Annotated in this window: 14 protein-coding genes; 6 read left to right on the top strand and 8 right to left on the bottom strand. The window is 65.6% G+C overall.

Features of this window, described 5'->3' with window-relative positions:
- Positions 1–141 precede the first annotated feature (141 nt).
- From K8M09_RS03495 to moaB, 3 genes are read left to right on the top strand one after another with little or no spacing between them, the layout of a single operon-like run.
- The gene (locus tag K8M09_RS03495; protein ID WP_160785427.1) at positions 142–1,983 is read left to right on the top strand and encodes a tetratricopeptide repeat protein; all 1,842 of its coding nucleotides are present in this window, start codon (positions 142–144) and stop codon (positions 1,981–1,983) included.
- Between the two features lie 4 nt (positions 1,984–1,987).
- The gene (locus tag K8M09_RS03490; RefSeq protein WP_160785426.1) at positions 1,988–2,884 is read left to right on the top strand and encodes a 4-(cytidine 5'-diphospho)-2-C-methyl-D-erythritol kinase; all 897 of its coding nucleotides are present in this window, start codon (positions 1,988–1,990) and stop codon (positions 2,882–2,884) included.
- A complete protein-coding gene (moaB, locus tag K8M09_RS03485; protein ID WP_160785425.1) occupies positions 2,871–3,419 on the top strand; it encodes a molybdenum cofactor biosynthesis protein B in 549 nt (182 codons plus the stop codon). The genes K8M09_RS03490 and moaB overlap by 14 nt, the downstream gene beginning before the upstream one ends.
- On the opposite strand, the gene K8M09_RS03480 is transcribed toward moaB, so the two are convergent.
- A complete protein-coding gene (locus K8M09_RS03480; RefSeq protein ID WP_160785424.1) occupies positions 3,416–3,937 on the bottom strand; it encodes a glycosyltransferase family protein in 522 nt (173 codons plus the stop codon). The genes moaB and K8M09_RS03480 overlap by 4 nt on opposite strands.
- A 150-nt stretch (positions 3,938–4,087) precedes the next feature.
- Here K8M09_RS03480 and K8M09_RS03475 point away from each other — a divergent pair, with 150 nt between their 5' ends.
- From K8M09_RS03475 to K8M09_RS03465, 3 genes are all read left to right on the top strand, one after another.
- On the top strand, positions 4,088–5,245 hold the full coding sequence (locus tag K8M09_RS03475; RefSeq protein ID WP_160785423.1) for a PA0069 family radical SAM protein: 1,158 nt from the start codon (positions 4,088–4,090) through the stop codon (positions 5,243–5,245).
- 253 nt (positions 5,246–5,498) lie between these two features.
- Positions 5,499–6,167, top strand: a complete 669-nt coding sequence (locus K8M09_RS03470) for a ribonuclease HII (RefSeq protein WP_380734514.1) — start codon at positions 5,499–5,501, stop codon at positions 6,165–6,167.
- A gap of 92 nt (positions 6,168–6,259) precedes the next feature.
- On the top strand, positions 6,260–6,691 hold the full coding sequence (locus tag K8M09_RS03465) for a DUF4440 domain-containing protein (protein ID WP_160785422.1): 432 nt from the start codon (positions 6,260–6,262) through the stop codon (positions 6,689–6,691).
- 165 nt (positions 6,692–6,856) lie between these two features.
- On the opposite strand, the gene K8M09_RS03460 is transcribed toward K8M09_RS03465, so the two are convergent.
- The 7 genes from K8M09_RS03460 to K8M09_RS03430 form a co-directional block, all read right to left on the bottom strand.
- Entirely contained in the window at positions 6,857–7,342 is a 486-nt protein-coding gene (locus K8M09_RS03460; RefSeq protein WP_160785421.1) for a F0F1 ATP synthase subunit B, read from the bottom strand.
- Positions 7,343–7,354: 12 nt separating this feature from the next.
- Complete coding sequence (locus tag K8M09_RS03455) at positions 7,355–8,014, bottom strand: F0F1 ATP synthase subunit B (RefSeq protein ID WP_160785420.1); 660 nt, start codon at positions 8,012–8,014, stop codon at positions 7,355–7,357.
- A gap of 90 nt (positions 8,015–8,104) precedes the next feature.
- Positions 8,105–8,332: a F0F1 ATP synthase subunit C gene (locus tag K8M09_RS03450; RefSeq protein ID WP_024270186.1), complete on the bottom strand. Its 228-nt coding sequence runs from the start codon at positions 8,330–8,332 to the stop codon at positions 8,105–8,107.
- Between the two features lie 66 nt (positions 8,333–8,398).
- Complete coding sequence (locus K8M09_RS03445) at positions 8,399–9,151, bottom strand: F0F1 ATP synthase subunit A (RefSeq protein ID WP_160785419.1); 753 nt, start codon at positions 9,149–9,151, stop codon at positions 8,399–8,401.
- Between the two features lie 61 nt (positions 9,152–9,212).
- Positions 9,213–9,608: an AtpZ/AtpI family protein gene (locus K8M09_RS03440; protein WP_160785418.1), complete on the bottom strand. Its 396-nt coding sequence runs from the start codon at positions 9,606–9,608 to the stop codon at positions 9,213–9,215.
- A gap of 278 nt (positions 9,609–9,886) precedes the next feature.
- Positions 9,887–11,047, bottom strand: a complete 1,161-nt coding sequence (locus K8M09_RS03435) for a cell wall hydrolase (RefSeq protein ID WP_160785677.1) — start codon at positions 11,045–11,047, stop codon at positions 9,887–9,889.
- A 299-nt stretch (positions 11,048–11,346) separates the two neighbouring features.
- A complete protein-coding gene (locus tag K8M09_RS03430; RefSeq protein ID WP_160785417.1) occupies positions 11,347–13,248 on the bottom strand; it encodes a potassium transporter Kup in 1,902 nt (633 codons plus the stop codon).
- Between the last annotated feature and the right edge of the window lie 6 nt (positions 13,249–13,254).

The raw sequence follows: 13,254 nt of genomic DNA, 5'->3' as shown, positions 1-13,254 counted from the left end.
CGGCAGGATTTTCTTGCCGCACCGCGCCAAAAAAGCCATTCTCTGCCGTCATGAGTCCTGACTGATTTGGGCGCGGTCGTGACACGATCTGTCACGCGCGGTTCCGGGGCGGATTCCCTATTTGCGGCGAAAGGCATTTTGATGCGGCATTCCCTTCTCCTTCGGCTTCTCTCCGGCGTGGCGATTGCAGCCAGCATCGCGCTCGCCAGCCCGCTTGCGGCATATGCGGAGGATAAGCCCGCAGCGGCCGCCGCCGAGGAAACGCCGTTCGACCCGCTGGACGTCAACACCTTCTCGGGCGCGTTCCTCGCCGCCCGCACCGCCGATTTCGACAAGGACTACGAGACCGCCGTCGCGCTCTACAGGATCGCGCTGCAGTTCGACCCGACCAATGCGGACGTCAAGCAGCGCCTGATGGTGACGCTGCTGATGAACGGCGAGTTCGAGGATGGCGTCAAGCTCGCCGATACGCTCAAGAACGACCCCGCCGTCGAGCGCATCACCTCCACCGTCCGCGCCATGGAGGCGATCCGCAAGCGCGAATACAAGAGCGCCGAAAAGATCCTCACCTACAAGGGTCCGAACGATCTCGACCGCATGATGAACGACCTGCTGCTTGCCTGGGCGCGCTACGGCGACGGCAAGCCGAAGGAAGCGATCAAGCTCATCACCGGCATGCAGGGTCCGGAGTGGCTGGCGATCTTCAAGAACTACCATGCCGGCGCGCTCGCCGCCGCGGCGGGCGACAAGGCGACGGCCCGTGCGCGCCTCAACGACGCGATCCTCGACCGCAACGGCGCGAGCGCCGCGCCCGACACGTTCCTGCGCGCCGTAATGGCACTGGCGCGCCTGGAAGCGCGCGAAGGCAACAAGCAGAAGGCGCTGGACGCGGTTTCCGTCGGCGACGGCTTCATCACCAGCTATGCGCCGCTGAAGGCGCTGCGCCAGAGCATCGAGGCCGGCGAGAAGCAGGAACAGCAGGTCCGCACCGCCGCACAGGGCGCGGCCGCCGTGCTCTTCTCCATCGGCGGCGCGCTGAACCGCGAGGGCGCGGAAGACATCGTCTCGCTCTATCTCCAGGCCGCGCGCGCGCTCGACCCGGATAGCGACGACGTTCTGGTGCTGCTCGGCGGCCTGGCCGAGAACCAGAAGAAGCCCGAACGCGCCATCGACTATTACCGCGCCGTGCCGGAAAAATCGCCGATGCGGCGCATTTCCGAGCTGCAGCTCGGCCTCAACCTCAACGATACGGGCAAGGTCGAGGAAGCCAAGAAGCATCTCCAGGAACTGATCGACGCCGACCCCTCGGACCTGCGCACCTATCTCGCGCTCGGCAGCGTGCTTTCCGACGCCAAGGACTACAAGGCCATGGCGGCGCTCTACGACAGGGCCGCCGACGTCATCGGCGCGGTTCCGACCCGCAACCACTGGAGCATCTTCTTCCAGCGCGGCATCGCCCATGAGCGGCTGAAGGAATGGGACAAGGCCGAGCCGAACTTCCGCAAGGCGCTGGAACTCAACCCTGACCAGCCGCAGGTGCTGAACTATCTCGGCTACTCCTGGGTGGACATGAACATGAACCTCGACGAGGGGCTGGACATGATCCGCAAGGCCGTGAGCCTCAAGCCGGATGACGGCTATATCGTCGATTCGCTCGGCTGGGCCTATTACCGCATGGGCCGCTACGACGACGCGGTGGCCGAGCTTGAGCGCGCGGCGGAACTGCGCGCCGGCGACCCGACGATCAACGACCATCTGGGCGACGCCTACTGGCGCGTCGGCCGCAAGCTGGAAGCCACCTTCCAGTGGAACCGCGCGCTCGGCCTGAAGCCGGAAGAGGCGGAAATCCCGAAGATCAAGCTGAAGATCGAAAATGGCCTGCCCGAGCTGAAGAAGACCGAGCCGGCCTCCGCCGAAGCCAAGGAAGACAAGCCGGCGGAAAACACCTCGCCGGAAGCCAAGGCCGCCGACCGCAAGTCCTGACCGGATGCCGACGAACAGCCTTTCGGGCTTTGCCGTCCTCGAGCCGGCGCCCGCCAAGATCAACCTCGCGCTCGCCGTCACCGGCCGGCGCGAGGATGGCTACCACCTCCTCGACAGCCTCGTGACCTTCACCGCCTTCGGCGACCGCATCGGCCTGTCGCCGGCGGAAGCGGATCTGTTCACGCTTTCCGGCCGCTTCTCCAAAACGCTTGCCGCCGAGAGCGACAATCTCGTCACCCGCGCCCGTGACCGGCTGCGGGCCGCGCTCGACGCAGACGGGCAGGCCGCCCCGCCCGTCCATATCCATCTCGAAAAGAACCTGCCCATCGCCTCCGGCATCGGCGGCGGCTCGGCGGATGCAGCCGCAACGCTGCGCGGCCTGCTCACCCTCTGGCGGGCCGACCTGCCGAAAGCCACGCTCGACGCCATCGCCATCGGCCTCGGCGCCGACGTGCCCATGTGCCTTGCCGGCCGGCCGCTGATCGCACGCGGCGTCGGGGAGGAAATCACCCCCGTCGCCATGCCCTCGCTGCCGATGGTGCTCGCCAACCCGCTCGTCGGCGTCTCAACGCCCGCCGTCTTCAAGGCGCTCGCCTCCCGGCATAATCCGCCGCTCGCCCTCGACGCCTCCCCGGCCGACTGGCTGGACGCCATCGGCCGCCTGCGCAACGATCTCGAACCGCCAGCCCACGCGCTCTGCCCGGATATTTCCGCGCTTGCGGAAACCCTTGCCGCGACCGATGCGCACGTGGTGCGCATGTCCGGTTCCGGCGCCTCCTGCTTCGCGCTATACAGGAGCGACGAAGCGGCGGAAGCGGCGGCGGCGTTGCTCTCGCAGCAGCATCCGCACTGGTTCTTCACCGCCACCCGCACGCTGGGAGCTGACGATGGCGCGCATTGACGAGACGAGACCCTTCATTCCGGTCGGCATCGCCGTGCTCACCGTCTCGGACACGCGCACGCCCGAGACCGACCGCTCCGGCGACACGCTCGTCGCCCGCATCACGGAAGCCGGCCATCGCCTCGCCGCCCGCGCCATCGCCAGAGACGACATTCCCGCGATCCGCGCGCAGGTGGAAGCCTGGACGCGCGACGAGGCCATCGACGTCGTCATCACCACCGGCGGCACGGGCTTCACCGGCCGGGACGTGACGCCGGAAGCGCTGGAGCCGATCTTCGAAAAGCGCATGGACGGCTTCTCCGAGGTCTTCCACCGCATCTCCTATGACAAGATCGGCACCTCGACGATCCAGTCGCGCGCGACCGGCGGCGTGCTCAACGCCACCTATATCTTCGTGCTGCCCGGCTCGCCCGGCGCCTGCAAGGACGCCTGGGACGGCATCCTGAAGGCGCAGCTCGACTATCGCCACATGCCCTGCAATTTCGTGGAAATCATGCCGCGCCTCGACGAACACCTGAAGCGCTCGGCGGGTTAGGACCGCATCGCCCTGACCACCCAGGCCGGAACGATCTCCGCGCCGAGATCGCGCGCCTTCCCGCCCTTCGCGATATCCGCAAGCGCCATGCCCGGCCGCGCTACCGCGCCCACCTGCCGCTTGCTGACGAGATAGCCCCGCTCCAGCGGCGGCGCGCCGCGCAAAAGACGCTGAAGGAACGGCCGCCGATAGCCCCGCACGCCGCGAAAACGGGCCGGACCGGGATCGACCGCCACATGATCGACGATCGCATCCACCCAACCCGCCATCGGCCTCGCGCCCGGCTCCAGCAGCAGCAGCCAGTCGCCCCGGGCGGAGCGCAGGACCTCCGGCATATCCCATACCGTCAGGAAACGGCAGCCGGCGGCATCGGCCACCGTGGAGGAGCCGTCGCGCGAGCCGTGGTCGAGCACGATCACGTCGCGCACGATGCCCTCGACAGCGCCCGAAACCAGCGCCGAAAGGGTCTGCGCCAGTTCGGCCTCGTCGTCCCGGCATTCCATGATGATCGTCAGCATCCCTCCCCATACCGCATCGCAGCATGGATTGCCACGACCGATAAGCGGCATGGTGAAGGGCACCCACGAATTTGTTCTTGCATTGTTCTCATTCCGGCGATAGGAATATAGTCATTGGAATCGGGGTGAACGGCCCCGCCGGAGACAGCCATGAACGATATTGCCAGCCTCAGGCAAGGCGCGCTTGCGCCCGGCCACACGAAGGACGTTGCCGACGCCCTGATGGCGCAGTCGGGCATGCGCGTCGAGGTGGACCGGCGACGCGGACGCGGCGCGGGACTGAACTTCACCGGCCGTTTCGAGCCGCAGACGCGCGAAGAATTCGACGACGGCTGGCAGACGCTGGAGGAGCTGCCGCCCTTCCGCACGGAAGTGCAGGTGGAAAAGCCGCGCACCATCATCACCCGCAACGAATCGCCCGATATCCCCTTCGACCGCTCGATCAATCCCTATCGCGGCTGCGAGCATGGCTGCATCTATTGCTTCGCCCGGCCGAGCCATGCCTTCATGGGCCTTTCCGCCGGTCTCGATTTCGAGGCGAAGCTTTTCGCCAAGCCCGATGCACCGCGGCTTCTGGAACGGGAGCTTTCCAGGCCCGGCTACAAGCCGCGCGTCATCGCCATCGGCACCAATACCGACCCCTACCAGCCGATCGAGAAGGAATGGCGCATCATGCGGCAGATCCTCGACGTGCTGGACAAGGCGAACCACCCGGTCTCCATCGTCACCAAGTCGGCGCTGGTCATGCGCGACATAGACATCCTCTCCCGCATGGCCGCGCGGGGCCTTGCTTGGGTCGGCATGTCCGTCACCACGCTCGACCGCAAGCTCGCCCGCACCATGGAGCCGCGCGCCGCGACCCCGCCGCGCCGGCTGGAGGCGATTCGCGCACTCTCCGATGCCGGCATCCCGACCGCCGTCATGATGGCGCCGATCATTCCCGGCCTCAACGACCACGAGATCGAGCGGGTGCTGGATTCGGGCAAGGCGGCGGGCGCGCTGGAAGCGAGCTACGTGCTGCTCCGCCTGCCGCTGGAGGTCAGCCCCCTCTTCCGCGACTGGCTGCTGCGCAACTACCCGGACCGCTACCGCCACGTCATGTCGCTGGTGCGCTCAATGCGCGGTGGCAAGGATTACGACGCGGAGTTCGGCAAGCGCATGAAGGGCGCCGGCCCCTATGCCTGGCAGATCGCCCGCCGCTTCGAAATGGCGACGAAGCGGCTGGAACTGACTCGCACCCGCCGCACGCTCGCCCTCGACCAGTTCGTCCCACCGTCCGGCAGCGGGGTGCAACTCTCGCTGTTGTAAAGCCCACGCGGCGGCATCGACGCATGGAAGCCCTCTCGCCCCACAGTCCCTTCTCCCCTCGGGGAGAAGGTGCCGGCAGGCGGATGAGGGGGCCATGCGGCTCCGCACGACGGCGCTTTGAACCACACCTATCCCGGCCGACACCGGCCCGGGCATCGACAAAACCGCTTTCCGGCCCGCGCCATCCCCTGGGCGCTCCGGACGCTCCTCCGACCCGCCGCATGCGTCGGAGGACTTGCAGGGAATCGGACGGATGTGCATGGTCGCCGCCATGGCCAAGCGCGCATCCTCCGATTCCCGCCTTCTTTTCGACATGCCCGAGGGGCCGGACTTCTCGATGGAGACCGCCGCCCGCAGCAAGGGTCTCTGGCCGGTCGCCGGCACGGACGAGGCCGGGCGCGGGCCGCTCGCCGGCCCCGTCGTCGCCGCTGCGGTGGTGCTCGACCCGGACAACATCCCCCCGGGCCTGCATGATTCCAAGCAGCTCAGCGCGGCAAAGCGCGAGGCGCTGTTCACGCTGATCCTTGCGAGCGCCTTCGTCTCCATCGCCTCCAGTTCCGCGCGCCTGATCGATGCCATCGATATCCGCAAGGCCAGCCTCGACGCCATGCGCCGCGCCGTCGCCGGCCTTGAGGTCGCGCCGAAACTCGTGCTCACGGACGGCCGCGACGTGCCGCCGGGGCTGGCCTGCGAGGGCCGCGCCGTCGTCAAGGGCGACGCCCGCTCCCTCTCCATCGCCGCCGCCTCCATCGTCGCCAAAGTCACGCGCGACCGCATGATGGCGCGCGCGGACGAGACCTTCCCCGGCTACGGCTTCGCCATCCACGCCGGCTACGCCACGGAAGTCCACCGCAAGGCCATAACCGCCCTCGGCCCCTGCCCCCTGCACCGCATGAGTTTCCGCCCGCTGCGCCAGGATTGACACCTCGAACGGCTCGTTCTTCGGCCGGGCCCTTTCCGTACGGTGTGTTCAGCGCGTAGGCTGAATGCGGAAAGCACCCCGGAGGAACGCATATGGAGATGGTCGTCAGGCAATTTTTCGAGCGATACGAGCGTTTCTTCAACCGTTCCCTTGTCAGCGAATTCGATGCGGAGGAACTCGCATCACTATACGCGACCGAATTCATAGGCGCCGGTCCCGCCGGCGTGCGAGCCGGACGGAACGACGACGGTTTCCGGCAAGCCATGGCGCAGGGCTACGAGCACTATCGCGCCATGGGAACGAAGGAAATGCGCCTGCGCGACATACACCTTTCTCCGATAGACCCGCTTCATTGCCTCGCCCATGTTTCCTGGACCGCGACCTATGCGCGGATGGATCGGCCGGACACGGCGGTCGATTTCGAGGTCCACTACCTGATCCAGATGCTAGCTGGGGAACCGAGAGTGTTCGGCTGGATATCGGGCGACGAGCAGGCGCTTCTGAAAAAGCATGGCATCACCTAGAGCCCTATCGGACGCCGAAGCGAGCCCGCTTCCGCTGGAGATGTTCCAGGCTCGGCATTTCGCAATGGCCCCGACAACCAGCGGCCCCGACAACCGGCGAAGGCTCCGCCAATGCAAAAAGGCCGCCCCGTGGGCGGCCTTTTCAAATCTATCCGTGAGGCAGCCTCAGTTGAGGCGGGCCTTCACTTCGCTGATGGCGTTGTCGAACAGCGCCTTGCCGGTGGCGGCATCGGCCTTGGAGGCGATGACCTTTTCGGCGGCTGCGACAGCGAGGTCCACGGCGGCGGCGCGCACGGCATTGATCGCGTCGGCTTCCGCCTGCTTGATCTTCTGCTCGGAAAGCGCCGTGCGGCGGGCGACGTATTCTTCCGTCTTCTGCTTGGCTTCGGCGGTCAGCGCGCTTGCCTCGCGTTCGGCGGAAGCGACGATGCTTGCGGCTTCCGCCTCGGCATCCTTGCGCTTGCGCTGGTATTCGGCCAGCAGGTGCTGGGCTTCCTCACGAAGACGCTTGGCTTCGGCCAGCTCGTTCTGGATCTTCTCGGCGCGGGCGTCGAGACCCTTTGCCATCATGCCCGGAACCTTGAGGTAGGCGATGAGAGCCAGGAACAGGATGAGGCCGACAAAGGCGTAGAATGTTGCGTCGAAATGCATCGAACCCTCTCCTTACTCGCCTGCGGCCGATTTGACGGCGGCGGCGATCTCGGCCTTGGTGACCTTGGCGCCGACGAGCTGCTCGACAACGGCTGCCGTGGTTTCCTCGGCGATGGAGCCGACATCGGCAAGGGCCTTGGCCTTGATCTCGGCGATGCGCGTTTCGGCGCCGGCGATCTTGTCCTGCAGCGAGGCTTCGATCTTGGCGCGTTCGGCGTCGGCCTTGGCCTTGGCTTCTTCGCGGGCGGTCGAGGCAATCGCATTGCCCTTGGCGCGGGCGCTTGCGAGGTCCTGCTCGTAGGAAGCGATCGCGGCGTCGGCTTCCGCCTTCAGGCGGGAGGCTTCATCGAGGTCCTGCGCGATGCGGTCATGGCGCGTCTCGAGGATGCCGCCGATACGCGGAATGACGACCTTCGACATGAGAAGGTAGAAAAGACCGAAGGTGATCGCGAGCCACAGGAGCTGCGATGCGAACGTGGTCTGGTCGAAAGGCGGGAACACGCCGGAACCGGCTTCCTCGCCATGGGCGACACCCGTCTCGGTGTGCACTTCGCCTGCGCCTGCCGGCTGGGCCGCATGCGCGTCCGCAGGGGTCTCGTGCGCGGTTGCAGGAGTTTCCGCCTGGGCGACTTCAAAAGGGGTGGACTCGGCAGATGCCGGGGTCACAGACATGCTCACCTCCAGGGGGCACTCTCAGATCATGTACGGAACGTACGGTGGACCACGGCCCTCATCGGGCCATGGTCCAGTCCTCGGCCGATATCAGACGGCGAAGAGGAGAAGGAGAGCGATGAGCAGCGAGAAGATGCCCAGAGCTTCCGTAACGGCGAAGCCGAATACGAGACGGCCGAACTGGCTGTCAGCAGCAGACGGATTGCGAAGAGCGCCGGCCAGGTAGTTGCCGAAGATGTTGCCGAGGCCGAGAGCCGTGCCGGCGAGACCGAACGTGGCAAGACCTGCGCCGATGAACTTTGCTGCTTCCGCTTCCATGTTGAACTCCTTGAATGGGTTGTTGCGGCTTATGAGCGACGCCCGAGGGCGTCGGCGACTTTTTCCTTAGTGACCACCCGGATGCACGGCATCGTTGAGGTACATGCATGTCAGAACTGCGAAGACGTAAGCCTGCAGGAACGACACGAGGAATTCGAGACCGGTCAGGGCGACGGTCATGAGAAGGGGCAGGATCGAACCGGCGACACCGACGGCGCCAAGCGCGCTCAGCGAGGTGACGAAGCCGGCGAAGACCTTCAGCGTGATGTGACCCGCCAGCATGTTGGCGAAGAGACGGATCGAGAGGCTGATCGGACGCGAGAGGAACGAGATGACCTCGATCGAGACGACCAGCGGCAGAAGCGCGCCGGGAACGCCCGACGGCACGAAGAGCTTCAGGAAGCCGAAACCGTGCTTGTAGAAGCCGTAGAAGACGACCGTGCCGATGACGAGAAGCGCAAGGGCGAAGGTGACGATGATCTGGCTGGTGACCGTGAAGAAGTAGGGCACCATGCCGAGCAGGTTCGCCGTCAGCACGAACATGAAGAGCGAGAAGACGAACGGGAAGAACTTCATCCCGTGGCTGCCCGCCCCTTCCCTCAGCATCGAGGCGATGAATTCATAGGACATTTCCGAGACCGACTGCATGCGGCTCGGCACGAGGCCGCGCTGGCCCGTGGTGAAATAGAGGAAGCCCGCTGCGGCCGCGACGGTGGCGACCATGAACAGGGAGGCATTGGTGAACGAGAAATCGATGCCGCCGATTTCGATCGGAACAATCTTGTTGACCAGGAACTGATGGGTCGGATCGTTTGACACCGTTTATCTCTCTCGCTTGCCCGCCTTGCGGCGGAAGTCACCCACTATTCGAACCGCGCCGTCAGGCGCCGTCCTTCGTCTCGGTTTCATCCCGTCCGCCGCCGGCCTTGCCGGGCTCTCGCCCCGCCAGCCTGTCGACCGGGTGGGGCGATGCCACCATGCCAGCCGCGCGCATGACGTTCAGAACGCCGGCGCAGAAGCCAAGGAGCAGGAAAACGATCATTCCCCAAGGCCCTGTACCCGCAAAATGGTCCAAAAGATAGCCCAGAAGCGCCCCGACGATGACGGCCGCGACGAACTCGCTCGAGAGCTTCATGGCGACGGCGTAGCCCTTGCGACTTTCCGATGCCCGTGCCTCGGCGGCTGCTTCCGCCCCGTCGTCCTTGCGCCGTTCCGCGAGTTCCGCGTCCAGGCGTTTCAGCCGGTCTTCCAGACTTGTCTTCTGATCGTCGGCCATGGCGCTCTCCCGTTCTCTTTCCGCGGCGCTTTCGCCCCATTGCGGACATATTGAAGGCTAGGATTCAAGCCATATCCGACCCCTTTCGAAGTCGGCCGCAACATAGTTTTAGGTGCCAGCATAGTCAAGGCATGGCGAAGCTTTGCGCAACACCAAAAATATGCAATAAAATCAACTAATTATCAAGAATCGACCGTCGAGCGCGACTCTCTGCCCCGGGAATCGCGCGGCCTTCGGCGCGGACTCACTGCTCGCTTGCAAGTTCCCGGCGGAAGCCCTCAGCTCCAGCCGCCGCCATAGGTGCGGTAGAAGATGTGCTTGCCGATCTTGGCGACGCGTTTCATCGTGCGGCCCCATGGCGGGTTCACGTAGGTGGCGTGATAGTGGGTGGAGGAGCCGACGTCGTCGATCCAGATCTTGCCGGCCGTGACGGCCATGGCGATCTCCTTGGCGGTCTTCCAGTGCCAGGGCGAGAGGATCAGGTCCGGAATGCGGTCGCAGGCGAAGGAGAACTGGCAGCGGCCGCGCCAGTTTTCGTTCTGGTAGACGACGCCGCAGATGGTTTTCGGATAGGCGGGGTTGCGCACGCGGTTGAGGATGACCTGCGCGACGGCGGCCTGCCCCTTCACCTCCTCGCCCCGCGCCTCGAAATAGATGCCTTCGGCAAGGCACTTCTGCTCCTTGGCGGTGAAGACCTCGGCCGGCAGCGCAGTCGCGACCCAGGCGTGATCCTCCGGCGATATCTCGGGAATGAAGCGGCCGGTCTCTTCCTTCGGCTTCAGGATCGAATCGAAGGGCGATTCCCGGGCATAGTCCGGCTCGACGCGCGCATAGGCGGTCGCCAGGATATCGGCCTTGTCGTTGGTGACGAGGCTGGCGATCATCGGCGAGACGCCGGGATCCTTGTGAACCGGCTTCTTCTTGTAGAAGGCCGTCGCGATGGCAATCTCCTTGCCCTTGATGTCGGGCTTGGCGAAGGCCATGCGCTCGCCGCTGTCGAAGGTCGGGGAAAGCAGCGAGCTGGTGCGCTCCAGGATCGAGCCGGCCGCAAAGCCCTTGGGCGGCGTGACGGGCAGCACGGCGACGATGCGGCCCTTCTTGTCGCGACGGTTGATGCGGTCCTCGTCGGGAATCGCGCCCTCGCCCTTGTGCTCGCTGCGCAGCGCCGCCTTGACGCCGCCGGGAAGCTCCACCCCTGCCCCGCTCTCCACGCCGCCGGTCGTCATCGCATCGGCGAAGGCGATCTCGACCTCATGCACGGAGCCGGCCGGCGAACGGGTCAGCACCATGGTCTGGTTGCCGCCCTTGCGGTTGAGGCCGGCGAGATAGGTGGCAAGGTCCGTATGGGCCGCCTGCGTCGGAAAGCCGGCGACGAGGCCGAGACCGACGGCGAGGGGAATTTTCCATTCCCGGGACTTTTCGCGCAATGCCATCGGCATGGCCGCGGCAAACTTTTGCTGGAACTGCAGGAGGGATACGAAAAAGCGGCCTGCACCGGCATGACGACTGCTACGCTTACGCAACTGACTACTCCGCACCCTGATGCGCGCGCAGGCCCTTCCGCCGAAAAACACCCGGCGGGCCGTCCTGCCCGGAAATGTTCGTAGGGAGCCTGCCGCACCGAAGCACGGGCCTGAAGCGGCTCGTTCGCAGGGTAAAATGAAGCATTAACCTTGATGGTTGGTTAATGCTGATAAACCGGGTCGGGGGAGGCCCTCGTCTCCCCTTCACGTTTTCGTCAGATCACCACATGCGAGCCCAGTTCCACCACGCGGTTGGTCGGCAGGCGGAAGTAGTCGGAGGGGTCGGTGGCGAGGTTGGCGAGCGCGATGAACAGGCGGTCCTGCCACATGGGCATGCCGGACTGCGCATCGGGAACAAGCTTGCGGCGGCCGAGATAGAACGAGGTCGACATGATGTCGAACTTGTGGCCCGCCTTGCGCATGAGGCCCAGCGCCTGCGACACGTTCTGCGTCTCCATGAAGCCGAAGCGCAGCTCGATGCGCGAGAAGCGGTCGGAAATGCGCTCCACCGTGAAGCGCTCGGCCGGGATGACGCGCGGCGTGTTGGCGGTCTTGACGGTCAGGATAAAGTTCTGCTCGTGCAGCACGTGGTTGTGCTTGATGTTGTGCAATAGGGCGGCCGGGGCGAAATCCGGGTCGCTGGTCAGGAAGATGGCCGTGCCGGTGACCTGGACGGGCGCATGGGCGCTCTGCTTTTCCACCGACTTGACGAAGGCCGGCAGCGGCACTTCGATGCGGCGGGTCTTCTCGCGCAGGATGCGCGTGCCGCGCGTCCAGGTCCACATCAGCACGACGACGGCGGCGGCGATGGTGACGGGCACATAGCCGCCGTCATGCACCTTGAGAAGATTTGCGCCGAGGAAGGTGAGTTCCAGCAGGAAGAGCGGCGCAAGAACGGCGGCGGCGGCGAGCGGCGTCCAGCGCCAGCGGGCGCGCAGGAACTCGAAGGCGAGTACGGTCGTCACCACCATCGCGCCGGTGACGGAGATGCCGTAGGCGGTCGCCAGCGCTTCGGAGGAACCGAAGATGAAGACGAGCAGCATGACGCCGAGCAGCAGCACCGTGTTGACGCCGGGCAGATAGATCTGGCCGGTCTGGGTTTCGGAGGTGTGGAATATCTCCATGCGCGGCAGGAAGCCGAGATGGATCGCCTGGCGGGTCAGCGAGAAGGCGCCGGTGATCACCGCCTGGCTGGCGATGATGGTGGCGGCCGTCGCGAGGATGACGACCGGCAGCAGCGCCCATTTCGGGAACATCAGGAAGAAGGGATTGTCGATGGTCTCCGGGTGGGCGAGCACCAGCGCGCCCTGGCCGAGATAGTTGAGCGTCAGCGCCGGGAACACCAGGCAGAACCAGGCCCACTGGATCGGCCGCCGGCCGAAATGGCCGAGGTCCGCATAAAGCGCCTCGGCCCCGGTGACGGTGAGGAAGACCGCGCCGAGCACGACGAGGCCGACATAGCCCTCGGTCAGCATGAAGCGCGCGGCGTAATAGGGATTGAAGGCCGAGAGGATGCCGAGGTCGTCGCTGATATGGCTGATGCCGCCAAGACCCATGACGATGAACCAGACGGCGGTGATCGGCCCGAAGAACTTCGACACCGCCGCCGTGCCGAGCGACTGCACGGCGAACAGCATGACGAGGATGACGACGGAAATCGGCACCACATAGTCGCCGAGCGTCGGCGTCACCAGCTTCAGGCCCTCGACGGCCGACAGGACCGACAGCGCCGGCGTGATCATGGCGTCGCCGATGAAGAGCGCCCCGCCGATGGCCCCGAGGAAGAACAGAACGGGCGCGTGTCGGCCGGCGGTCTTGGAGAGCAGCGCCAGAAGGGACAGCGTGCCGCCCTCGCCGTGGTTGTCGGCGCGCAGCAGGAAGAGCACGTATTTGAGCGTGACGATGATCGTCAGCGTCCAGATCATCAGCGAGATGAGGCCGATGATCTCGACGCGCTCGATGCCGTCATGGGCGACGGGCCGCAGCGCCTCGCGGAAGGCATAGAGCGGGCTGGTGCCGATGTCGCCATAGACGACGCCGACGGAGCCGAGGGCGAGGAGGAACAGCGCGCGCTGCCGGCTATGGGTGTTCGGTGCGCTACCAGCTTGTGACTGCATCGGGCG

This window comes from Shinella zoogloeoides (assembly GCF_020883495.1).
GTDB lineage: Bacteria > Pseudomonadota > Alphaproteobacteria > Rhizobiales > Rhizobiaceae > Shinella > Shinella zoogloeoides.
This window is presented reverse-complemented; position numbering and strand designations above follow the sequence as displayed.